Consider the following 24,326-nt stretch of genomic DNA (forward strand, 5'->3'; position numbering starts at 1 on the left):
TGAATGTTTCTGTCTCTTAAAACTCTGCTTTTCCCACCAGGTTGGCATTCGAATCTTGCTGATATACCTTAAGCCAACACTTTTTTTCATTTCGCTTTAAACCATTTCAATCGCTGCCTATGTCTAATAGGTATTGTTCACTCACAGGGAAGACAGATTTGAGCGCACTCACGAGTCCAGATGATGCTCACCAGCTCCTCGATGCCGTATTGGTGCAGCGCGCCAAGCAAGGAGACAAGACGGCATTTAGGCAACTCTACGATCAGCATCACAGACGTGTCTACGCCCTCTGTTTTCGTCTGGCCGGCCAGACCGAGCTGGCAGAAGAAGCCACCCAGGAAACCTTTGTGCGCCTGTGGCAGAAGCTGCCCCTGTTCGATGGCAAGAGCCAATTTACCACCTGGCTGCACAGCCTAACGGTGAATCAGGCGCTGAGCTGTATCAAGAAGCATAAGAGCTTCTGGGCCAGGTTTATGCCGAGCGAAGAGACTCACGCAGCCGCCATCGACTTCGACTACCAGGGGGTGGACAAGTTGCTGCTGCGTCTGCCGGAGCGCGCCCGTATCGTCTTCGTCCTCTACGCTCTGGAGGGATATCAGCATGACGAGATCGCCAAGCGCCTCAATATAGCCCCCGGCACCAGCAAGGCGCAGTACCACAGGGCCAAGAAACTACTGCAGGAGATGATCTAATGGTCGACAAGGCAGATACGCTAAAGCGTCTCCTCGAAGAGACGCCGAGGGAGATGACGCCAGAGCGGGATCTCTGGCAAGGGGTCGAACTTCGCCTCGATGCCCCTAAGGATAGCCCCCGCAGCTATTGGCGTCCCATAGCGATAGCCAGCACCCTGTTGCTGGCGCTGCTGGTCGGCAAGTTAAGCCTTGGGCCAACAATGCCAGATGCCGAGAACGACGCTCTCATCCAGACCCTGGCCGCCATTCAGACCCAGCATAAGGCGAGCGTCGATGCGCTAAGCCTGACCAAGCGAGTCGATTGGCGCAGCAGCCCTTACAGCCAGCCGGTCGAGCAAGGGATAGAACAGCTAAGAACCGCCGCCAAAGAGATCTATGAGGCGCTAAAGCTCAACCCGACTGACAAACAGCTGTGGCAGCTTTGGCTATGGACCCAGCAACGCGAGATTGAATTAATCAAACAGGGGCAGAAACTCCCTGTCGATCGAGATACCACAGGAGAGATGATATGAAAATACAACTAAAAACCACCGCCCTGGCATTGCCTTTTATCTTATTAAGCCAATCTGTGCTGGCGGCGCAGAGCGTGGATAAACGCATCGAAGTCGAAGGGGGCCTGCGCCTGAACCTGGAAGTGCAGCGCGGCGAAGTCGAGATCCTCTCCTGGGATCAGGACGCCATCTCCATCACGGGTACCTTAGATGAGCTGAGCGAAGGCCTCACCGTAGAGCAAAAGTCCGGCACTATCTCCATCGAAGATAAGCTGCCCCGCCACTACTCGGGTAGCAACAAGGAGGGCTCACGCCTGACCATCAAGGTGCCAGCAAAGCTCAAGCTCAGCGGCGAAGGGGTCTCGGCCAATTACAGTGTGAGTAAGCTTGCCGGTGACATCAATGTGCAGACCGTCAGCGGCAACATCAAGGCCGAAGATCTCACCGAGCAGGTGAACATCAATACCGTCTCGGGCAACATTGTCAGCCAGGGGCTTGAAGGCAAGCTCAAGCTGGAGACAGTATCTGGCAACATCAAAGACAAACAAAGCCTGGGCAAGATCAGCTACACCCTGGTAAGCGGTAAGCTGGAGGCCGACAGCAGCGCCGACCAGGTCTCCATCGAGCTGGTATCGGGAGATGCCAAGGTAACTTTAGATAAAGTGGACCGACTCAAAGCCCAGAGCGTCAGTGGCGACCTGAACCTGTCGGTTTCCGCCCTGGCCACCAAGGCCAGCCTGGACAGCGTCAGCGGCGATATCAGCTTCAGCCTACCGGCAAACCTGGATGCCACCTTCGCCATCGACGGCGGCCCAAGCGGTGACATCGACAATCGCCTGACACAAGATAAGCCGAAGCGACCTAAATATGGCCCAGGCAGCTCGCTACAATTCCAGATGGGCAAAGGCAGCGCCGATATACTGATAGGTACCATCAGCGGCGATATCAACCTCAGGTCAAACTAGGCTCAACGGCCAAGGCCAACCCAACCTGGATTGGCCTTTAAAACCCACTCGCCCTATCCAGATTTCCGGCAAACAAGGCCTGAATAAATTCCTCGGCCCCCTGGCTGAGACGACGATTCTTCATCGAGACCACACTAAAGTTGGCGCGAATATCAGGCATACCCACCACCTCTAGCGCCACCAAGTCACCCGAGGCGAGTTCGGCCTGCACCGAGATGTCCGGCGTCAAGACTACAAGGTCACATCCTTGCAGCGACGCCTTGATCGGCTGAAACTGATCATATTTCAATAAACCGGCGTAGTCGTGGCGATCTTCATCAAACAGATCATCAAACTGTTCTCTCAGGCGATCGGGAAAGGCCCTTGGCACTCCCAAGGGATAATCCCTCAGGCTCGGCAGATAGACACGATCAAGCTGCGCCAACGGATGTTCGCGGCGACAACAAAATATAGCATTTGACTGGGGTAGACGACATGTCTCGATATTATCGCGCTGGTCAAGCAAGGTGGCATTGGTTTCGGCGATAAACAGATCCAGCTGCCCCTTGAGCAACATCTTGTAGAGGCGGCTCCAGCTCTCCACTTTCAGCTCGATCAACACCTGAGGATTATCTCGAATAAAGCCCCCCAATGCCGGGCCTATGATGCTGTTCAGTGGGATGGGGCTGGCGCCGATAACCAGGCGCTTCTGCGCTATGCCCTGACGACTCTTGATCTCAGACTCAAGATATTCGAGCTGACTGACGATCTGCTCGCCTTGGGCTAACACCATCTTACCATATTCGGTTAAGGCGAACTGCTTCTCATCTCTGGCCAGCAGACTGGCCCCTAGACGCTCCTCCATCTTCTGAATGCTGCGCGATAGAGAGGGTTGAGCCAGATGCAGCTCATTGGCAGCCTTGCTAAAACTCTTTAGCCTCGCCAGCGCGATAAAGTGTCGTAGGTGTCTTAGTTCCATCGGTTAGCCCATAGGTCTGCCAGATAATCAGGTAAAATATCTACGCACGACACAGCGTCATGCGAGATAACATTTCTATCATTTACCACTTCATAAAGACATAGCAGGCACCCGACACTAGGCGATGTTTCTCGCACAAAGCGAGCAAGAGGTAGCGAAGCAGCAAGGTAAGCAGATGACATTAAAATAAATAATATCAATCAATTATGTCAAATTTCAGTCGACGCCACTCGAACTGAAAATCGCCCAATCACCAAGCAACAAAGTTTTAACAATTTGTATCAGAATGCGACCAAATGCTACAAGCGCGCTAAAAACGACCACATATTTGATCTACAAACAAAGCCGTCATTTTTAGCATCATTCTTCAATAAATGGACGCAAAACCAAATTTATCACCAACAAAACAATCCAATATCGCCAAAAACTTCAGTCAGTGTACTTCCTCACCCCTTAACAATATTACCAATTGCTTAACCATGAATGCATGGCAGCTATAGCCCTATAGCTTTTACGCATTGGCGTCTTTATCACCAACTCATTAACAATCGATAGTTGTACGAGTGCCTTACTTTTACATCGACGCCTCGGCGTTACCTATAAAAAGAAAAGGGAACAACCCATGAAACTGAAGAAAGTTAGTCTCATGACGATGGCGGCCATCTATGCCGCTGGCGTCGGCGGTGCAGCCGCTTCGAGCAATGCTAATAACCATGAGATGCGTGCCATCGAAATTACCGATGCCATCATCCAATACAACGAAGACCTGTATAACGGTAAACGCCGTAATGGTACCCAGGCCGACAATCAACAAAACACACGCGCGGTCTCGACCAAAAACGTGCACCGTGCCATCGCAACCAGCAAAGACAACAAGGTGCCTTTTAAATATGAAGCGGGCATCACAGGCGAGCAGACCTATATTGTCGAGCTCAGCGACAAGCCGGTTTCACTCTATCGCGGCGACCTCCCTAGCCTGGCGGCCACCTCTCCGACCATGAGCACAGTGCCCGTGATGCTCAATGCCCGCAGTCACAACAAGGTGGACATGAATAGCCGCGCGGTCAAGCGCTACAGCGACTATCTCACCAATAAGCAAGATGAAGTCTTAGCCCAGATGGCCAGCTCGGTTGGTGGTAAGCTGGATGTTAAGAAGCGCTACCAACTCGCCTTCAACGGTATGGCGATGCGCATGACCCAAGACCAGGCAGCGCGCGTTGCGGCGCTACCAGGTGTACGTAACGTCACGCTGGAACAGACCTATCAGCTACACACAGATGTCGGGCCACAACACATAGGCGCCGACGGTATCTGGACAGGCACCACGGCCGATGACAAGTATATGGGTGAAGGCATAGTGGTCGGTGTGTTGGATACGGGGATCAACACAGACCATCCTTCATTTGCTGCCGTCGCCGGTGATGGCTATGTGCACCAGATGCCTGCGCGTTACAGCCACTATCTGGGTGACTGTGAGAAGGCTGAATTTGCCAGCATGTGTAATGACAAGCTGATCGGGGTGCGATCTTACGAGGAGATCACAGATACCTACCTAGACCCAGCCTTCCAGCCAGGTATCCCAGCTTGGCGGATTGAAGAGCCTAAGCGCCCACAAAACGGTGAGGACTACAACGGTCACGGCTCACATACCTCATCTACTGCCGCTGGTAACGTACTGCTAGACGTAGACCATGTAGTACCGCTGCCGGGTGAAGTCGGAGACGGTGTGCCAACAGGCCTGAAATTCCCACGCATTTCGGGTGTCGCACCGCGCGCCAACGTCATCATGTATCAAGTCTGTTACCCTGGTGATGGCAGCTATGGCGAGAGCTTTGGTGGTTGCTTGGGCTCGGCCCTACTCGCGGCTATCGATGATGCCATTGCCGATGGCGTGGATGTGATCAACTACTCTATCGGTAAGACCTACGGCTCTTTCCCTTGGGACGATCCTATGGAGCTGGGCTTCCTGGCCGCTCGTGAAGCGGGCATCTCAGTGTCGGCCTCTGCCGGTAACTCCTATATGCCAGAATATGGCAATCAGGCGCGCGGCGCGATCGACCATCTATCACCTTGGCTCACCTCTGTCGCGGCGACCACACACGGCCGTGAGATCGCTGTCGAAGGTAAGATGCTGACCAATGCCACGGGCGGCGATCAGCCATTAAGTGACCTGGTCGGCTCGGGGATCACCGATGCCTACACAGGTCCAATTGTCGAGGCTAAGGCCTACGGCAGCGAGTATGAGATGTGTAACGAGCCCTTCCCGGCCGGTTTCTTCGATCTCGACCCTCAGGGCAATGCCTACAGCAAGGCGCCAATCGTCGTCTGTAAGCGCGGCGAGATCCCTCGCGTCGAGAAGGCCACCAACGTGCAGGCGGGCGGTGCCGGCGGTTTCGTTCTTTGGAACCCTGAGTACTCAGATCCAACTCATAACGATCCTTATGCCATCCCTGGCATCAACATCGATTATCAAGCCTACTATGGCGGTTGGGACAACGGCTATTTCGGTCTAAGCCAGTGGCTCGCCTCGGGCAGCAACCATGAGATCACCATTGCCGCATCAGAAGTCCTGACCAAGCAAGGCACCAGCGATTATGTGGCAAACTTCTCTTCTCGCGGCCCTAACCTTCAAGTGCCGGACGTGATGACGCCTAACCTGGCAGCCCCTGGTGTAAGCGTATTTGCCGCCTGGGCCGATGAGATGCCTTTTAGCGCGCTGGCAATGCCAGCCGACTATGCGGCCATCAGTGGTACCTCTATGGCAGCCCCACACGTTGCCGGCGCCATGGCACTGCTAACTCAGGCGCATCCGGACTGGACACCTGCGCAGATCCAATCGGCGCTGATGACCACGGCTTCAATCGATGGCGTGACCCGCTCTCGCGACGCCTATCCTTATGATGTGGTGAAGGCAAACCTGACCGATGCAGGTAGCGGGGTGATCAATGTATCGCGCGCCAACAACGCGACACTATTGCTGGATGAAACCGCGGGCAATTACCGCGCGGCCAACCCAAGAAATGGTGGCAATATTCATACCCTGAACCTGCCATACTTCTTCAATACCGAATGTGCCGGCACCTGTAGCTGGATGCGTATCGTCACCGCGACGGAAGATGGCACCTGGACGGTCGATGCAACCCCAGAAAGCATAGATGGCGCTCCGATGCTAGAGCTGGAGGTATCACCTAAGACCTTCACGCTTAAGGCGGGAGAAACCCAAGCCATCAGCCTAACCGCCAAGGTGTTAGAGGTTGAGGCCTATCGCGCAGATTCATCGCAGCTCCAACTCAACGGTTTAGTGTCTATCACGCCATCAGACACCAGCAAGCCTGCACAAAACCTGCCTGTGGGGGTTGTGTACAAGGGCGACAATCTGCCATCTCAAGTCTCTGGCATCATACATAGAGACAAGGGTCACACCCTGACACCTATGTTAAATACCAAGGAGATCCAACAGCTTAACTCTCATGTTTATGGCCTCTCTAAGGCAGAAAACCACGATGTCGCCCTCAAGAGCGCCAAGGTGAGAGACTATGCTCAGGGATTCACCCGTCAAGAGATTGAGGATGGCGGTGCCAAGGTTGTCTTCTTCGATGTCCCCGAAGGCACCAAGCGTATCGTCTGGGAAGTATTGAAAGCGCCACGAATCGCCTTTACCTCTCTGGATCTGGGTATGGATATCAACGGCGATAACGACATTCAGTGGGCAGATGAAGCCATCTGTTACTCCTACTCGGATGCCGGTGATTTCTGCGCAATCAACGACCCTGTCCCTGGTCGCTACTGGGCCATCGCCGCAAACATGAAGTGGGAATGGGAAGATGCTAAGAACAGCGCCGACCTGTTTGAACTGAGACTCGGTATAGTCGGTGAGGACGATCACGCCAATATGACGGTTGAGGGCCCTGCCACCAATGATGGCATGACGCCTTTCCAACTGAAGCTTAACCATGACCTATCTGGCGCAGAAGAAGGCGATGTCTACTACGGCGTGGTCAGTATAGGTAGTGACAGCTACAACGATAGTAACCTGGGTGATTTCGGGGTTAAGCTACAACATAAGGGTAGCGACACTCAAATCGAAGCCTCACAAACCGCAGCGAAGGAAGGTGACATCCTAGACTTCAGCGTTGAGCTGGCACCTAACCTGTTAGGCGGCGAACGTGAGTTTACTCTTAACGCTCAACTATCCGATGGTTTGGTACTGCTTGCAGACTCGGTGAAAGTGGGCGGCATGGGAACCTATGCCGAAGACACCAGCGTTGAAGGCAATCTGATCAGCATCGCCAGCACGCAGCCATCTTCCAGTGAGATGAAGCGTCACTATGTCTTCACCACAAATGAGACAGACGCCAGCTGTAAGGTACCTTATGGCGAAGACGAGACCTTCTACGATATTCCTTCGGCTGGTTTCGGCCACATGGGGATCTCTGGATATTCAAATCGTCCAATTTATCTGCCATTAAGTGCCAGCGGTTTACCGACTGTCCCTCTATATGCCAATCCGGATGAATATGGCTATGACACCTTAGGTATCTCGCCATTCGGCTATCTGCAATTAGATCCTATGCCTATGTTCTGGAATCAAGACCGTCCATTTAACGAATTCTTCCAGGACTTCCCTGATACGCTGATCGCCCCACTCTGGCGTGGTGACGTGAGAATGCCTCAGGCCTCGTTCAACTGGGATACCCTAAAGTATCAAGATGCCGTCTATGGTGTGGTCACCAACAAGCACTACATCTTCCAGTGGGTGGGTGGTGAAGAGTGGAGCAACTTCCTGGTGGGGGCCAACAACCCGGATCCAGATGCTCAATATAATATCGAGACCATAGTGGCCACAGATATTAGCTTTGAGGCAGAGGCACCTGAGATCATCTTCGCCTATCGCACCCTGAAGTCGGCTAACTCTAACCTGGGTTCAATCGGCCTACATGGTTACTGGGGTGAACGCCACACCTTCGGCCCAATCCATGGCTGGTCAAACGATGGCTTTGCCTTCCGTGACGTCGACAGCAAGGTGAAAGAAGGCATGGTGATCTGCGCCGATTACCGCGGTCCAGAGCAATCGGCTGTATCACTGACCTTCTCCGCGAGAGTCTCTGCCTCGGCAGTGGGCAAGGATAACAGCGTTACCGTTGATACCCAGTACGCCGACTCTGAACTGGTCTCTGTCACCCATCATGTGGCGAGCGCCACTAACATCTCGGTTGCGCCTATTGCCGACATGATGATGGAAGAGAACACCACGCTGGAAGGCATCACTGTGACCTACAACGATGTCAAAGGCACAGCCAACGGTATCATGGTATCGGGTGAGCACATCACGGCAACTGTAGATGGTGACAGCTTCAGTATCACACCTGATGCCGACTGGTATGGTGAGACTCTGGTGACGGTAACCGTACACGATATGGCCTACCCATCTGACGCCGCCTCCACCAGCTTTATGCTGACGGTGAACTCAGACGGTGTTGAACCTACGCCACCGGCGCCGGAAACCCCAGAACAGGGCGGTGACTCTGATTCGGGTGGTAGCCTTGGCTTCCTGGCACTGGGCCTACTGGGTCTAATCGCCGGACGCCGTAAGTTGCACTAAGCAGTAGCTGGCAGTAAAACATTTAGTTAGACCTTGTCATTGGGCCCTCTCTGAGGGCCCTTTTTTATGCCATCTTAAAGTGGCGCAGCCACTAGTTCATACCGTGGCAATCACTGCACTCTTTGATGGTTAGCTCTGGGGTATGCACCTCTGCATCGGGTGCATGGGCATCCTTCATGGCGTGACAGTCATTACAGGTTGCCAGCGTGGCCTCTGACTCAGTATGCATGGTCAGGTCGATAGGCTCATGGCAATCTTTACAATCCATGGCGACGGCGGCGCCAGCAAATAACAGGCCGGCGGCTAGGGTGATCAATGTTTTCATCTCGGGCTCCTGGTTTTGGCAAGTCAAACAACTAAAAAGTTTATATTCAAAGGCTTGCCGCCTTGTATGGCCAAAGGGCACAAGCTCCAGGATGTATGATCCAAGGAGCAAGTCGCAGCAAGCTATCCGGCGAGCATTACCAGCCATGATTAAGCCAAACTTAAAAAAGCCGTCGCGATGAAAGAAGTGCCGACAGGATCATAAGCTGAAGTAACGCTTTGTGATCCAAAGCAAAATTTCATCTTGCATAAGACACAAAAAAGCCGCCCTGAGGCGGCTTTTTCAAGCGCAAACAGCTAAGCCAAAGCGGTTAGAAAGAGGTGCGCTTATAACGGCGATATTCCGCCGTCCAGAAGTTATCTTCAATCGCCTGCATCAGCAGCTCGTCGCTGGCCGGCAGCGCATGGCCTTGCTCGATGGCAACCTTGCCCACCGCGAAGGCGATGTGCTTACTAACAGAGTGAATATCTTCCAGCGCCGGCAGCAAAGAGCCCTCGCCGTCCTTCGCCAGCGGCGAGCACTCAGCCAGGGCACGGCTCGAGGCCATCAGCATCTCGTTGCTGACACGCTTGGCACCAGAGGCCAGCACACCAAGGCCAATCCCAGGGAAGATATAACTGTTGTTACACTGGGCGATCTCATAGGTCTGCTCCTCGATCACCACAGGCTCAAACGGGCTACCGGTTGCCACCAGCGCCTGGCCCTTGGTCCAGTGCAGAATATCTTTCGGCGTCGCCTCGACGCGGCTGGTCGGGTTAGACAGCGGGAAGATGATCGGGCGTTCACAGTGGGTGTGCATCGCCTTGATGATCTCTTCGCTGAACAGACCCGGCGCGCCGGATACACCGATCAGCACGGTCGGCTTACCATTGTGCATCACATCCAATAGCGAGATGTTCTCACTCTCTGTGTTCCAGCCCTCAACCTTGGCCGCCTGCTGCGCCAGATTCTGCTGGAAAGGCAGCAGGTTAGGCATGTTATCTTGCAGCAGTCCCCAGCGGTCTACCATGAACACCTGCTGGCGCGCCTGCTCGTCGCTGATCCCTTCTGAGACCATCTGGGCGATGATCGCCTCGGCAATACCACAACCTGCGCTGCCCGCGCCCAGGAAGGCGATGCGCTGCTGGCTCAGCTTACTGTCCGCCGCCTGACAGGCCGCCAACAAGGAGCCAACGGTCACCGCCGCCGTGCCCTGAATGTCGTCGTTGAAGCAGCAGTATCTGTCCTTGTAACGCTCAAGCAGCGGCATGGCGTTTTTCTGAGCGAAATCTTCAAACTGGATCAAAGCATCCGGCCAGCGTCTGTGTACCGCCTCCATGAAGGCCTCGACAAACTCGGCGTACTCTTCGCCACCGATGCGCTGATTACGCCAGCCCATATACATAGGATCTTCCAGCAGATGCGGGTTATCTGTGCCCACGTCCAAGGTGATAGGCAGCGTATAGGCCGGGCTGATACCGCCACAGCTGGTGTAGAGTGACAGCTTACCGATAGGAATACCCATGCCGCCGATCCCCTGGTCACCCAGACCCAAGATGCGCTCACCGTCGGTAACAACGATAATCTTCACCTTCTGACGGGTCGAGTTGTTGAGGATGTCGTCGATGCGATCCTTGTTGGGATAAGAGATAAACAGGCCGCGGTTACGACGATAGTTCTTCGAGAAACGCTCACAAGCCAGGCCAACCGTCGGCGTGTAGATGATGGGCATCATCTCGGTAATGTGATTCTGCAGCAGACGATAGTACAGAGTCTCGTTGGTATCCTGAATGTTACGCAGATAGATATGACGGTCGAGATCGTTGCCGAAGTTCTTGTACTGATCGTAGGCGCGCGATGCCTGTTCTTCGATGGTCTCGATCACGTGAGGCAGCAGGCCCTCTAGGTTAAAGAAGATACGCTCCTCTTCGGTGAAGGCACTTCCCTTGTTGATCAAGGGGGCTTCAAGAATGGCAGGGCCGGCAAAAGGAAGATATAGCGGGCGTTTATTATCGTCCATTGGTAACCTTTTCTCTATCTGTGGGTATGTTGGAATGGCTGTGCTATCAATTTTGGCAAGATTACCACAAAGTGTGATCTTTGTTGCCTTTCGCGCGATCATTTTTTTGATTATTTTCACACCCTGGTTGTTTTAAACAGCCATGGCACAGCCCTAACCCCAGGCATAAAAAAACGCGGCCTGAGCCGCGTCTTTAGCGAATGATATTATTTACTTACCGCGATACTTGATCGACAGCCCCATCAAGAAGTTGCGCAGCACCTGGTCGCCGCACTCTTTAAAGTGCTTGTGACCGGGCTTTCTAAACAGGGCACCCAGCTCGGAACTACTCATCTTAAAATCCGCCAGGGCCAAGGTCTCGATGATATCCTCTTCACGCATCTCAAGCGCGATCCTCAGCTTCTTGAAGATCAGGTTGTTGTTTAACTGAGACACAGGAGTGGGGATCTCTGCCCCATCGCGCAGGCCGCGTTTTTCGATGATCAAGCCATCCAGAAACAGGCACAAGGTCTTGTCGTTACAGGGCTTATAACCCTCCTCGGCCTCTTTCTTGAGCATGTTGAGCAGGACATCCTGGCTCATCTCATGTTTGACCTTGGCGAAGATCTTGATCATCTTGGCATTCTTGTAATCGAATACGAATCGTAGACGGCGTAAAATATCGTTATTTATCATGACTTAAATTCTTAAATTACTGGCTCGCGCGGGTGCGCCTGCCATAGCGATGACATTATAACCGACTTTGCGTCGGCGCCGAGGCATTATTTTCAAGCTTTCTGCCTGGCATCAAGCTCTCTCGCAGTGCCTGACGCAGCTTATCGTGCAGGCCAAAGGCTTGATTACTCTGATCGATCGGCCAGGAGGCGTTTTCAAGCACCACCAGATAAGTGTCTGACTCGGGATAACTCAGGCTGAGGGATTGATAGCCAGGCAGATAACCAGAATGGCTGTACTCCTTTATCCTCTGCTGGTTTACCTGCACGCCGAAGCCGTAAAAGAGCTGCGACCAACGATGCGGCCGCAATATCTTGGGAGCCATCATAGCTTGGTAAGCCTCGTCGCTAAGCAGCTTTCCGCCATGGAGCGCCCTGAGGTAATTCAGTAGCCCAGTAGCCGAGCCCGTCATGCCGCCGCCGGGCAGTAGGTTCATCTGCACCTCATATTCCATCGGCTCTTGGGTGCTTATCTCTATCCCTGCAATCAGCCCCTGCTGCGCCCCAAGCTGGGCCTTGATACCTTTGACGCCGTGCTCGCTCAGAAAGGCATTCACCAGGGTGGCAAAATCCTGCTGATAGGTAATTTCGAGCAGCTTTGCCAGCACTTGATAGCCCAGATTGGAGTATTGAAAATCGCTGCCAGGCGCGAACCGATTCGCCTTGCCCTGAGGCGCTATGCCAGAGCTGTGGCTAAGCAGCTGAGCGATAGTGATGCGCTCGTCATAGGTTGGCAGATTAGTCGATGCCAGATAGGGATTAATCTTATCCTCCAGAGCCAACTTGCCCTGGCTTACCGCCTGCATCACCAGGGCGGCGGTGATCATCTTGCTCTGGGAGGCCAACATGACCCGGCTATCGAGTGTCGGCGCGGCGGCCTCACCGTAAGCATTAGTCTTCACGTAGCGCAGCTCACCGCGCTGCATCAGGGCGATCACTCCATAGAAGGGACGCTCGTTGGCGGCGATGATGTTATCGAAAGCACTGCCGATCTTGGCAAAAGCCTCGCCAATCGCCAAGTCATGCGCAGATGGTACATCAACCCGCTCAGCAGCTTGCTCAATCTTAGCCTCAATAACTAGCTCGCTAGCAGCCACGCTGCCGCTGGCCATGGCCCCCAGCAGACAGAGGCTGCTCGCCAACACACTCATCTTCATCCTTGTTCTCCTACACGGCTTAACCGATAAACTTCCAGTAGACAAATAAAGCGGCAAACCCTAGCAGATAAGTCATGCCGATCCAAGAAAGCAGCCGCATGGCCACACCATAGCGATCGCCGGGCGCCAGGTTGTCACTGGTCATCAGGCGATAGTTGAGCCAGGCGAAGATGATGGTGGTCATGAAGGCCAGGGTCATCACAAACTGCAGCAGTGGCAGCAATGCTCCCTTAAAGAAGAGTATGATCCCCAGCCCCAGCAGGCTCACAGCCAACATGGTCAGGTTGAGGCCGCGCTCGCTAACCTCATCCTTTCGCAGTAGCTGCACACTCAGGATAAGGGTACGGCTGTAGCCATCCACCACGGTAACCGTGGTGCTGAAGATACAAAGCAAGGCCACCAGGGCGATCAGATAGCGGCTCCCCTCCCCCAGCACCTGGCTATAGAGCTGAATTAACTGCTCGGCAAACTTGGCCCCGGAAGGCGAGAAGTGTACGCCCGAGCCGTGCATCACCATGGCGCCCAGCGAGAGAAACACTACGGCCAGTATCGCCGTGGTGATAAAGCCCAGATTGAAATCGAACAGTGCCTGCTTAGGCGTCACCCGCTGCTGTTTCTGTTTTTCCAAAAGCCAGAGGGAGTTCCAGCAGCTCACCTCAATTGGCGCCGGCATCCAACCCATCATGGCGACCAAGAAGCCCACATGAGCCCACTGCCAGGGTGAGGGCGACACGAAACCGGGCGCCAGAATAGGTTCGGCGTTAAAGGCCAGCGCGGCGGCGCTCAGGGTGGTCACTGTCAGGCAGAGCATGATCACCTTGGTCACCCTATCCAGCACCCGATAATGACCCAGCACCAACAGCAGCAGGCTGGCGACCAAGACGATCAGCGCCAGCAGATCGATTGGCAGCGGAATAAACTGGGTGAGCAGCGCGGCGGTTAACATGGCGACGCCTGCCGTGCTAGCCACCGCCGCCAAGGCGTTGAGCAGCGAGAAGAGCAGCAGATAGCCCCTTCCCTGACGTTGATAGCCATGCAGCAGGCTCTCACCGGTCGCCGCCGTATAGCGGGCCCCGGCAGCAAAGAAGGGATACTTGAGCAGATTCACCAGGAGAATCACCCAGGCCAGCTGCCAGCCAAACTCGGCGCCTGCACGGGTCGAGGCCACCAGGTGCGAGGCGCCGATGGCCGCGGCCGCCATCAGCAGGCCAGGGCCTGTGGCGGTTAACAATCGGCGGCACTGCAACCAGAGGCTCGTCTGGGTTGTATTTACACTTACGTCTTCCACTCTCGATTTCCTTCAGATAAACAAAAAATGCTTGGCCAGGCAGGGCTCCGTCAGCGCCAGCCTGCTGCGGCTGATGCTAAGACTGAGCCAGCTTGTGCTAAGACTGAGCCAGCTTGGCCTCGATGCGTATCAGGGTCTGGTCGATACTCTGCAGGCAGGCCAGGGTCTGGGCGGCCACATCTACTTTCGCCTCGCCGGGCTGGCTCTGCTCGGCCAGCGCACTCTTTTGCGCCATCACGGCGGCGCGAAACTCGGCCACTTCCTCGACGCCGGTAAGGCTGATCAGCGCGCCATTACCTGACTGCCCCGCCGTCTCTATGGTCAACTTGTGGATGCCGAATAGGCGCATCAGTGGCCCCTGGATCATCGCCATGTCGGTGATCTTATCCAGCGGTACGGTATTTTCGGTGCGGGTGAGTATACCCTTACGCACGATAAGCTTCTTGGTGGTCAGCTCGGCGCTCATGTTGGCGATATACCTGTGCGTCGCCCACAGGCCGATGGGATACCAGAGCAGCAAGAGCGGGATACCCACGACAGAGACGGCAAGCACTAACGCCCCCGAGGTCAGCCAATAGTGCCCAAGCTTGCGGTGAAAGCGCGCGTCGAGCAGTGTTTTTTCTTCCATTTTATTTACATCTCCCCATAGGTCTGGCGGGAACCGAGCTATGACAATGCCAAGAGCTTTTGTATTAATCAATCAAATTCATGGGTTTATTTATTTACATTTGTTATCAATTCGCCCTATTGACTTTGTTACTTTAGGAATTAGTTTAGTAACGTTAATGTAACAAATGGTGGCGGTAGTTAAGTGGTAGTCACTGAATTAAAAATATAATGATTCAAAAGGGATGAACATGAAAAGACCTCAATACTGGCCCAGCGCCTGCGCTATCGCCATTACCATTGCGCTAACCCCACATGTTTATGCGGCCGACGAAGGCGTCGAGCGCATAGAAGTCACAGGCTCTCGTATTAAACGTACCGACATCGAAGGCCCATCGCCAATCCAGTCGATCAACAAAGACGATATCGCCAACATGGGTTTCGACAACCTACAACAACTGCTGGAACGCATGCCAGCCAACGGCGCGGGCGCCTTCTCGACCCGAGGTAACAGCCAAGACTCCACTGCCAACGGCGCGGCGTCTATCAGTCTGCGCGGCATGGGCCCAGACGCAACTCTGGTACTGATTAACGGTCGCCGCGTGGCCATCAGCTCATTCGCCGAGGGGATCACTAACTCCTTCGTCGACATCAACAATATTCCAGTATCCGCCATCGAGCGTATCGATATCCTTAAAGATGGCGCCTCGGCCATCTATGGTTCAGACGCCATCGCCGGTGTGGTCAACATCATTCTGCGTAAGAATTTCGAAGGTATCGAAGTCAACCTGGGCTACGGCGAAGCCTCTGGCTCCGGCTATGACGAGCAGAGCGGCTCTATGCTTTGGGGCATGCAGTCCGATAAGGGCAGTGCCTCTATCATTCTCGATTACTTCAAAAACAGCACGCTCGCCGCCAGTGAGATGGGCCGCTTCGGCACCGCCAACCAGAGCCCATACGGCGGTGAAGATTTCCGCTCATCACGCGGCTTCCCAGGCTACTTCTATGTCGATGGCGTCAAAACCATAGACCCTGACTGTCCGGCCGACTCGGCCACCGCCAGCGGCAGCTGTCTGTTCGACTACGGTCCATACAACCTCACCATCCCAGCCGCCGAGCGTGTGGGGGCAATCGCCCAGTTCGACTATCACCTGAGCGACGAGATGACCGCCTTCCTGGAAGTCGCGGCCCAGCACAACACCTCTGAGGCCGGCGGCGCGCCGACTCCGCTGGATGAAGATGCCATGCTGACGGTTCCAGGCACCCACCCTAACAACCCGTGGGGCAAGGATATTGAGATAGGTCGTTACCGCACAGTGGATGCCGGCGCCCGTCGCTGGGACATAGAATCTGACACCCTACGTCTGGTTGCCGGCCTACGCGGCAACATAGATGAATGGGATTGGGAAGTCTCGGCTCAGAAAGGCCGCAGCGAATCAACCCAGAAGGGTGACAGAACCCAGGGCTGGGTGCGCACCGACTTTCTGCAAGCCGAAATCGACGCCGGTAACTACAACCCATTTGGCGGCACCATGAATTCACAGGATGTGATCGATCGCATCACCACCAGCCTGGTTCGCCAGGGTGTGTCACACCTGACCGCTTATGACGCCAGCATCACGGGCCCGGCCTTTACCCTGGCGGATCGTGAAGTCATGATGGCCGCGGGCGTCGAGTACCGTGAAGAGGACGTGAGCGATGTCCCTGATGATCAATTCCAGCGCGGCCTGATCTTCGGTACCGAAGCCGTATCAGCCCAGGCAGACCGCGACCAGTACGCGGCCTATGTAGAATTTTCTATCCCAGTTACCGACAACTTCGAGCTGCAACTGGCCGGCCGTTACGACCACTACAGCGATTTCGGTTCAACCACTAACCCTAAGGTTGCCTTCCAGTGGGGAATTAGCGATCAGCTGACCGCTCGCGCCTCTTGGGCTACCGGTTTCCGCGCGCCATCTCTGGCACAAATCGGTCTTGGCCCATCGAGAGAGAGTAGCTTCTTCATCGATACCTACCGCTGCGCCGCCGACAACGTCGACTGTACCGCGCTGGACTACAACACAGAATTTGCCGGTAACTCAGAACTGGACGCCGAAGAGTCAGAAACCTGGAACGCGGGCCTAATTTGGGCACCTAGCCAGAAGTTTGATATCGGCTTCGACGTCTTCAGCATCACCCAGGACAACAAGATCGATAAGCAGCCACTGGGCGAGATCTACCTAGCGAACTGTAACGATCAAAACAGCACTGTGTGTGAGCGTCTGGCGCCGCAGCCGGGGCAAACTCTGGGCCCAATCAGCCTGATCCACTCAAGCTTCATCAACTTAAGCTCGCAAGAGGTTCAAGGGGTGGACGTTTCCAGCCACTACGGCCTGGAGATGGACCGCTTCGGCGACCTCAAGTTTGGCCTGGAATACAGCTACCTGCACAAGTTTGAGAAGGACAAGCTGGATTACACCGGCGAGTACCGCTACCCGCAACATCGCTGGTTGCTGACCACCAACTGGACCATGGATGACTTCGCCGCCAACATCAACTTCAGCTACATCGGCGAGTTTGAAGATACGCCAGATATCGACTTTGACGGCTCACTCGACTTCGAGGTCAACAAGTCGCGTATGGTCGAGTCTCAACTCTTGGTGGACATGTCAGGTTCATACCGCTTCAACGACACCTTCAAGTGGACAGTCGGCGTCAACAACGTAATGGATGAAGAGCCGCCATTTGCCATCGGCGACGGCGATACCGACCTCTACGGCTATGTGATTGCCACCCATAACCCAATGGGCCGCTACTTCTACACCAAGTTGAGCATGAGGTTCTAATACCAATCACACTAAGTAAGCTATCAGAAATAGCGTAAGAAAAACGTTTGAGAACAAGGCGGGATTTTTCGATAAGTAGTTATTCTACAATCAAAAAAACTAACGCAGTTATCGAACGTTTTAACAAGCTTGGATGATCAGCTATTTACTAGGATAGGTAAAACATACACTGTCACAAAAATGGCATCCAAATGGATGCCATTTTTATTTACACTCATTACTCACCTAAAAACATGAACGAGGAAAAGGATGATCACTCTATATGGAACCCCAAGAAGCCGCGCGCTACGCGTCTCCTGGCTACTGGAAGAATTGGCTATCGACTGGCAATTTCATTTCATCAACTTTGCCAAGGGCGACAACCGCAGCGAGGCCTTTCTGGCCATGAACCCTTGCGGTAAGGTGCCCGTTATAAAGGACGATGATCTGGTGCTCACCGAATCAGCCGCCATCTGCCAGTACCTGGCGGAAAAATATGGCCAGGGACAGTTTCTGCCCACTCCAGGTACACCACAAGCCGCCCTTTACCACCAGTGGATGAGTTACATCATTTGCGAATTGGAGCAGCCCCTGTGGACCATGGGCAAGCATAAGTTCGCCCTACCCGAGGAGCACCGCCTGCCAGCCATACTGCCCACTGCGGTATGGGAGTTCGACAAGGCCGCCGCCATCGCCGAACAGTGGCTGCCGGGCAGCGACTACCTGCTGGGTGATACCCCAACGGTTGCCGATATCATGCTGGCACATACCCTGATGTGGGCCACGGTATTTGAGCAGCAGATCCCACCTAAACTCGCCGCCTTCAGAGACAGGATGCAGACCCGCCCGGCCCTGGCCAGCGCCCTCAAAAAAACCGAGGCCGTCGCCGCCCAGGCAGCAGAGTAGTTAGGCGTAAAAGGTTTAGCAGCATAATGTCTAACACTTTAGAGATTATGCTGCCATCCATCACCATGAAGCCTTAGCAAATAGTCTTCATTTTCGCTGTGTAAAGCGAACTGACATCAGGCAGATGGGCAGCCTGGCACCTTGGAGAGATCCAGTCTGATCTCGTCAAACCTAGAGCTTATCTTCAAGATATGCTCATCCAGGCTCACCTCATACTCCCCCATCCAGTCCAAGGTTTGAATCGGCGCCAATCGATACCGCCACAGGGGCAGATCGCACTGCATCCACACCCTGTGATAGGCCTTGCCCATGGCGCCGGGATCTACTGTCTGCACCCAGATGGCGAAATCTTCATAGCGCTTAAACTGACTCTGCTCATTGGCTGGCGCGCTAAAAACCAGGCTCATAAACAAGCCCAGCGCTAAGAAGATCAGCTGCACGGCCCCCAGCAGATAACTCAGCCCAATAAGGATAGTTAACGGCCAACTGCCTTTGACGACCTGTGCAAATTGACGACGAGAACGCTCCAACAGCGACAATCCAAACAGTAGGACAATCAGCTTGATCAGTAGGGTCACAGGTTGCGCCTTGGTCATAAAGCTAGGATCAACCCAGAAGGCGCCAAACAGGCCGGGTAACAGGCTCTCAATCAGCGGCAGGTAGATAAGCGCTGCGATGGCAATGAAAAAAGCAATAGGCTGGCGAGGGCTGACGGCTTGGTACATATCCTTGTCCAAATTGAGTTAACCTTTAAGTAACATCTGCACAAGATAGCATTGGGCTCGTTGAAGCAACACAGTTTAAAGATGAAAGATAATTAAAAAAGCCCCGCTCGTTAGAGCAGGGCTTTTTATCGAATCAGGGGTTAACTCACAGCTGTGTAGCTGCCCACTTGGCGCGGCTCTCGCGGCTCTCTTTCAGGCCTTCCTTCTCGCGATAGGCTTTATAGGCATCGACGTCCAGCGGCACCAGAGTGACCTCGACTTCCAGCACCAGCTTACACTCTTTCTTGATGCGCCAGGCCGCCGTGTTGTATAGCTCGGTCAACGGCAGCGAGCTTAAGAACTCGGGGTTGTACTGGGTGTAGATGGCCTGTGTCGGGTAGACCACGAAGCTCAGACGGCGCTTAGGCTCCTTCTTAAACAGCTCCTCGATGCCGTCACAGGTGTTGAGCACCTGCATCTCTATGGTCTCATCCAGTTCCAGCAGCTTCTTGGCCGCCAGACCAGACACCTCGGCCTCACCCGCTTCCCAGGCCAACACATCGGCTTCGCTGCACTTGCTCAGCTCGCCCACCTGGGCGGCAGTTAGGCCGAGTGAGTGACGCAGGTATTTAATTTCTATTGCATTTAATTCAGCTGTCTTTGCCATCTTGATATCCAAATTTGAGTTAATCTTGTCACGCGCCTAGGCGGGGATCCAAACCTCTTCGACCCATTGCCAGAACGACTCCCAGCTCTCCTCGGCCAGCTCGCCGTCTTGCCACAGCATCACCTGACCTTCCTGATCGATACAGTAAAAGTCATCGCCCTGCTGACAGATGGCGATATATTCCCTCGGCATGCCGATAGACCAGGCATAGGAGGTCACCTCGGGCAGATAGGTATGGGCATAGGGATCGGCTGCGGTCACAGGCTCTATAGTGCCGTGAATCACGTCGCTGGCGTAGAGGAGATACTCTTTCAGCTCAGCGGGTAAGGGGATCAGGATCTGCTCTTCCACTTCGACCAGTTGATCGAAGCTGGGCAGCTCCAGAGGGACGGGAACTGTCTCGCTCAATTCCCTGAGTTGCTCGATAAGATCGTGCATTGTCGTCTGCTCTAAATGGGCTAATGGCCGCAAGTATAATCGCTTTAAGCCCAGATTGTTAATCCAATTTATCGCAGACACAGCGCCACACAAAGATTAGGCCGCGGCTAGCAATTCGGCACTGTCCAGCCTTTTATAGTAGAGCCACGCCTTGTGGTACTGCTTGTGGGAAGCCTGACGCAGATTGGTTATCTGCGCCAGCTCCAACTGACTCAAGTCGCGGGACTGGGCCATGGCGCGGGCCTCGATGGCCTGGATCTGCTCGTAGGCCTTATGTTCCTCTCCGCTCTTGATCTCGGCGATAGCCTTGAGGTGCAGCTGCACCTCGGCGATCATGCCTGTTTGCGGTAACTGCACCAGCAGGTTGAGGTCGCGATAACCAGAAGCCTTAGGCTCGGCGAAACGGTTTTTCACCTGCAATACCTTGACCTGTTGCTGAAGATCCTCAAACGCCGTCATCAGCCCCTGAATATCGTTAGCTACCAGGCTGGCCCTGGCAAGATCCGTGATGCGGCTGGCATCGCCGTCAAACTTGGCGGCAATCTTGGCCTTGGCACGCTCATAACTTTTCACTTCGGGGATCAGCAGCTGGTAACTCTCTTGGGTATTTAGCCCCTCTAGCAGGTTAGTCAGCTCCTGCTGGGCGTTCTGGGCCTGGGCATAGAGGCTATCGAGGTCGTCGCTACTCTGGCGGATCAGGGCGGCGGAACTACTGGCGATGGCATGCAGACCATGCTGGTCTTTACTGAAGGACTGTTTCTGAGCGTAGCAACCAGATTCTTCTTTGGTGTCGATTAAGGCGTCGTAATTGGTCGCCAGGGCGCTACGGGTGGAGACAAGTAACAGGAAGATAAAAAAGGGTCTAAACAACTTATTCATAACCGTCCTCGGTAAAAGCGCAAACCTTGTACCCTTAATCTAGCCAGGGTTCACTTAACCCTTGCTGAATGGATGATGAACAATTATTTATCATGAAACAGACATAAAAAAAGAGCGCCAAGGCGCTCTTTTTCATCGAGAAAACTCGAATTACCAGATCTTCACACGCTGAGCGGGTTCGATGTACATGGCATCGCCCTGCTTAACGTCGAAGGTGGTGTAGAACTCAGGCATGTTAGACAGCGCGCCCAGGGCACGGAACTTAGCCGGTGAGTGTGGATCGGTCGCTACGCGGTTACGCATCGCCTCTTCCTTGATCTTGGCGCGCCAAATCTGGCCAAAGCCGATGAAGAAACGCTCGTCGCCAGTCAGACCGTCGATAACCGGTGCTTCCTTACCATTGAGTGACATCTTGTAAGCCTTGTAGGCGATGGTTACGCCAGACAGGTCGCCGATGTTCTCACCCAGGGTCAACTCACCGTTAACATTCAGGTCGTCGAATACCGCGTAACCATTGTACTGATCTACCAGCGCCTTACCGCGAGCAGCAAACTCTTTCAGATCTTGCTCGGTCCACCAGTCGCGCATGTTGCCTTCGCCGTCGAACTTAGCACCCTGATCGTCGAAGCCATGGCCCATCTCGTGACCGATCACGGCGCCGATACCGCCGTAGTTCACTGCATCATCTGCCTCCATGTTGAAGAAAGGTGGTTGCAGAATTGCCGCCGGGAAGACGATCTCGTTCATGGTTGGGTTGTAGTAGGCGTTCACCGTCTGTGGTGTCATGTGCCATTCCCACTTACGGATTGGCGCACCTAGCTTCTCAAGATCTTTCTCGTGGCTCAGCTCGCTGGCGCGCATACTGTTGCCTACCAGGTCATCGGCCTTGATGGTCAGCTTGTCATAGTTTTCCCAGCGATCTGGGTAACCAATCTTAGGATCGAACTTAGCCAGCTTGTCTTTGGCCGCGACTTTAGTGTCTGGGCTCATCCATTCCAGGCCATCGATGCTCTCGCCATAGGCGCGACGTAGGTTTTCAACCAGCTCCTGCATGCGGTGCTTAGCTTCAGGCTTGAAGTGACGCTTCACGTAAACCTTACCCACAACCTCACCCAGCAGGTTGTTTACCGTGCTCACGCCGCGCTTCCAGCGTGGCTGTTGCTCAGCCTGGCCGTTGAGTGTCTTAGAGAAGAACTCAAAATTTTCACGGTCAAGATCTGTGCTCAGATCGCCGGCGAAGTGGGTCAGGGTCTGCCAGGTCATGTAGGTCTTCCACACAGACAGGTCATTAGCCTTCAGCACTTCGTTGAAACCTTCGATGAAGCTTGGCTGGTTGACGATGATGTCGGCTTGCTTGTCAGCGCCCAGGGTCTTGAGGTAACCGTTCCAGTTAATGTCCGGCGCCAGCTTAGGCAGATCGGCCACCTGATACAGGTTATAGGTCTTAGTGCTGTCGCGGGTCTCGACGACGTCCCAATGACGGCTGGCGATAGCGGTTTCCAGCGCCAGGATATGCTCGGCGCTCTCTTTCGCGTTTGGCAGACCGGCCAGGGTGAACATCTTCTCGATGTGGGCCACAAACGCCTTACGAATGTTGACGAAACGCTCGGCTTCGTTGAAGTAGTAATCCTTCTCAGGCAGGCTCAGACCGTATTGCCAGATGTGAGTGGCGTAACGGCTAGAGTCTTTAGAGTCGATGTCGATGTAGAAAGCCAGCGGCGTGCCGCCACCAATCATCTGGCTATGGGCAAAGTATTCCACCAGCTGATCTTTGTTCTCCAGAGCGGCGATCTTGTCCAGCTCACCCTGAATCGGTTTGATGCCCAGCTTGTCTAACTGCTCTGTGTCCATGAAAGAGCGATACAGGTCGGCAACCTTCTGCTCGTCGCTGCCCGCCTTCAGGTTAGGGGTAGCCGCCACTTCTTCGATGATGGCTTTAACATCGTCACGTGACTTCTCACGCAGGTCATAGAAGGCGCCTGTGCTGGTGCGATCGCCTGGGATCTCAGTGTTCTTGATCCAGGTGCCGTTAACGTAGGCATAAAAATCATCTTGCGGACGTACCGACTTGTCGAAGTTAGCGAAATCGATACCCGAGGTCAGGGCCTGTTGTACCGCTACCGCGGTCTCTGTCTTGGCGGTTTCCGGGGCCTTAACTTCTGCCTGGTCGCTGTTGCAAGCGCTAAGACCAAGAATCAAAGAGGCGCAAACCCCTCCAACGAACACTTTTTTCATGTGAATTCCTTTTATGCTTAATTGTTTTTTTGTTAGCAATGCGACTGTCATGGCGAAGCCAAAATGGTGCAAAAACTGCTTCAAGAGACCTATGTTAATGGGATTGGGTCAATGTAAACAAGTTTATCTGCGGCCCTTGGGCGAATTTCTGGTCACTCATATGTAAGTAAAGATTTCCTCTCCCAGGCGCTAACGCCCTATTACGCCTCAATGTGACGTATCACCCGCGCCGGATTACCACCGACTACCGTCTTAGCGAGGACATCATTAGTGACCACGGCGCCCGCCGCGACAACGGCCTCGTCACCTATGGTTACGCCCGGTAAAATGATCGCCCCGCCGCCTATCCAAACCCGATCACCTATATGGATAGCCTCGGCCAGCTCCCAGCCCTGACAGCGACGCGCCGCATCCAGCGGATGGTTGGCAGTATAGCACTGCACGTTTGGCCCTATCATGGTCTGGCGCCCTATGGTGATGGGAGCATTGTCCTGTAAGGTGACATTGACATTGATGAACACCTGAGGCGCGACATGCAAATTCTGCCCATAACTGACATAGAGCGGCAGCTTAATCACAGCCTTGGCATCCAGATGAGGCAGCAGCTCATTGTCCACTTCCCCGCGGCGGTTCATCTCGGCATTGGCCTGTTGTCGCGCCTGCCAACGGCTCTGCAGCTCGCCATCGAGGCAGTTGTACTCCTGACCGCTGACCATCTTGTCAAATTCACTCACTTCTTCCATCGCCTACCGGCTCCTTTCGAGGATGCATAATGTGTCTGAAATTTGCCATGCTAACACTTTTCAGTGCTAGCTCTTTTCCCCACTGACGCTTTTCGTGACGAGTCCTTTTTAATTGCCACTTTCCATTAGTTCTCGGCAGCCTCATAATACCGCC

At 54.1% G+C, this 24,326-nt stretch carries 19 protein-coding genes; 6 read left to right on the forward strand and 13 right to left on the reverse strand.

Annotation, left to right across the window (positions count from 1 at the left end):
* Positions 1–119: 119 nt before the first annotated feature.
* Genes AYI87_RS10190 through AYI87_RS10200 form a run of 3 tightly spaced genes read left to right on the forward strand, consistent with a single transcriptional unit; the run spans position 120 to position 2,148 of the window.
* Positions 120–692, forward strand: a complete 573-nt coding sequence (locus tag AYI87_RS10190) for an RNA polymerase sigma factor (RefSeq protein ID WP_011866753.1) — start codon at positions 120–122, stop codon at positions 690–692.
* Complete coding sequence (locus AYI87_RS10195) at positions 692–1,204, forward strand: hypothetical protein (RefSeq protein ID WP_144201791.1); 513 nt, start codon at positions 692–694, stop codon at positions 1,202–1,204. The genes AYI87_RS10190 and AYI87_RS10195 overlap by 1 nt, the downstream gene beginning before the upstream one ends.
* Positions 1,201–2,148 (forward strand): DUF4097 family beta strand repeat-containing protein, encoded by a 948-nt coding sequence (locus AYI87_RS10200; RefSeq protein ID WP_144201793.1) that lies wholly within the window; start codon positions 1,201–1,203, stop codon positions 2,146–2,148. The genes AYI87_RS10195 and AYI87_RS10200 overlap by 4 nt, the downstream gene beginning before the upstream one ends.
* A gap of 37 nt (positions 2,149–2,185) precedes the next feature.
* Here AYI87_RS10200 and AYI87_RS10205 read toward each other — a convergent pair whose 3' ends face one another.
* Positions 2,186–3,106 carry a LysR family transcriptional regulator gene (locus AYI87_RS10205; RefSeq protein ID WP_144201795.1) on the reverse strand — a complete coding sequence of 307 codons (921 nt, stop codon included), beginning with the start codon at positions 3,104–3,106 and terminating at the stop codon, positions 2,186–2,188.
* Positions 3,107–3,728: 622 nt separating this feature from the next.
* Here AYI87_RS10205 and AYI87_RS10210 point away from each other — a divergent pair.
* Positions 3,729–8,708 carry a S8 family serine peptidase gene (locus AYI87_RS10210; protein WP_144201797.1) on the forward strand — a complete coding sequence of 1,660 codons (4,980 nt, stop codon included), beginning with the start codon at positions 3,729–3,731 and terminating at the stop codon, positions 8,706–8,708.
* 91 nt (positions 8,709–8,799) lie between these two features.
* Here the strand turns inward: AYI87_RS10210 and AYI87_RS10215 are convergent, their stop codons facing one another.
* From AYI87_RS10215 to AYI87_RS10240, 6 genes are all read right to left on the reverse strand, one after another.
* Positions 8,800–9,033, reverse strand: coding sequence for a hypothetical protein (locus tag AYI87_RS10215; RefSeq protein WP_144201799.1), 234 nt, complete (start codon positions 9,031–9,033; stop codon positions 8,800–8,802).
* Between the two features lie 310 nt (positions 9,034–9,343).
* Positions 9,344–11,032: an NAD-dependent malic enzyme gene (locus tag AYI87_RS10220; protein WP_144201801.1), complete on the reverse strand. Its 1,689-nt coding sequence runs from the start codon at positions 11,030–11,032 to the stop codon at positions 9,344–9,346.
* A gap of 210 nt (positions 11,033–11,242) precedes the next feature.
* Positions 11,243–11,707 (reverse strand): DUF1456 family protein, encoded by a 465-nt coding sequence (locus tag AYI87_RS10225; protein WP_144201803.1) that lies wholly within the window; start codon positions 11,705–11,707, stop codon positions 11,243–11,245.
* Between the two features lie 55 nt (positions 11,708–11,762).
* Complete coding sequence (locus tag AYI87_RS10230; protein WP_144201805.1) at positions 11,763–12,902, reverse strand: serine hydrolase domain-containing protein; 1,140 nt, start codon at positions 12,900–12,902, stop codon at positions 11,763–11,765.
* A gap of 19 nt (positions 12,903–12,921) precedes the next feature.
* Positions 12,922–14,148 (reverse strand): Nramp family divalent metal transporter, encoded by a 1,227-nt coding sequence (locus AYI87_RS10235; protein WP_260865129.1) that lies wholly within the window; start codon positions 14,146–14,148, stop codon positions 12,922–12,924.
* A gap of 139 nt (positions 14,149–14,287) precedes the next feature.
* Positions 14,288–14,818: a PH domain-containing protein gene (locus AYI87_RS10240; RefSeq protein ID WP_144201808.1), complete on the reverse strand. Its 531-nt coding sequence runs from the start codon at positions 14,816–14,818 to the stop codon at positions 14,288–14,290.
* Between the two features lie 229 nt (positions 14,819–15,047).
* Here AYI87_RS10240 and AYI87_RS10245 point away from each other — a divergent pair, with 229 nt between their 5' ends.
* Positions 15,048–17,621 (forward strand): TonB-dependent receptor, encoded by a 2,574-nt coding sequence (locus tag AYI87_RS10245; RefSeq protein ID WP_144201810.1) that lies wholly within the window; start codon positions 15,048–15,050, stop codon positions 17,619–17,621.
* A 249-nt stretch (positions 17,622–17,870) separates the two neighbouring features.
* Positions 17,871–18,506: a glutathione S-transferase family protein gene (locus tag AYI87_RS10250; RefSeq protein WP_144201812.1), complete on the forward strand. Its 636-nt coding sequence runs from the start codon at positions 17,871–17,873 to the stop codon at positions 18,504–18,506.
* 116 nt (positions 18,507–18,622) lie between these two features.
* On the opposite strand, the gene AYI87_RS10255 is transcribed toward AYI87_RS10250, so the two are convergent.
* The 6 genes from AYI87_RS10255 to AYI87_RS10280 all read right to left on the reverse strand — a co-directional run bounded on the left by AYI87_RS10255 (position 18,623) and on the right by AYI87_RS10280 (position 24,163).
* Positions 18,623–19,231, reverse strand: a complete 609-nt coding sequence (locus AYI87_RS10255; protein ID WP_144201814.1) for a hypothetical protein — start codon at positions 19,229–19,231, stop codon at positions 18,623–18,625.
* Between the two features lie 145 nt (positions 19,232–19,376).
* On the reverse strand, positions 19,377–19,877 hold the full coding sequence (locus AYI87_RS10260; protein ID WP_144201816.1) for a DUF4447 family protein: 501 nt from the start codon (positions 19,875–19,877) through the stop codon (positions 19,377–19,379).
* A 36-nt stretch (positions 19,878–19,913) separates the two neighbouring features.
* Positions 19,914–20,315 (reverse strand): SMI1/KNR4 family protein, encoded by a 402-nt coding sequence (locus tag AYI87_RS10265; RefSeq protein WP_144201818.1) that lies wholly within the window; start codon positions 20,313–20,315, stop codon positions 19,914–19,916.
* A gap of 96 nt (positions 20,316–20,411) precedes the next feature.
* Positions 20,412–21,194, reverse strand: a complete 783-nt coding sequence (locus tag AYI87_RS10270) for a RelA/SpoT domain-containing protein (RefSeq protein WP_144201820.1) — start codon at positions 21,192–21,194, stop codon at positions 20,412–20,414.
* A 150-nt stretch (positions 21,195–21,344) separates the two neighbouring features.
* Positions 21,345–23,429 (reverse strand): M13 family metallopeptidase, encoded by a 2,085-nt coding sequence (locus AYI87_RS10275; protein WP_144201822.1) that lies wholly within the window; start codon positions 23,427–23,429, stop codon positions 21,345–21,347.
* Positions 23,430–23,629: 200 nt separating this feature from the next.
* On the reverse strand, positions 23,630–24,163 hold the full coding sequence (locus AYI87_RS10280; protein WP_144202173.1) for a sugar O-acetyltransferase: 534 nt from the start codon (positions 24,161–24,163) through the stop codon (positions 23,630–23,632).
* Positions 24,164–24,326 lie beyond the last annotated feature (163 nt).

It is taken from the genome of Shewanella sp. KCT, from assembly GCF_007636505.1.
Taxonomy (GTDB): domain Bacteria; phylum Pseudomonadota; class Gammaproteobacteria; order Enterobacterales; family Shewanellaceae; genus Shewanella; species Shewanella halotolerans.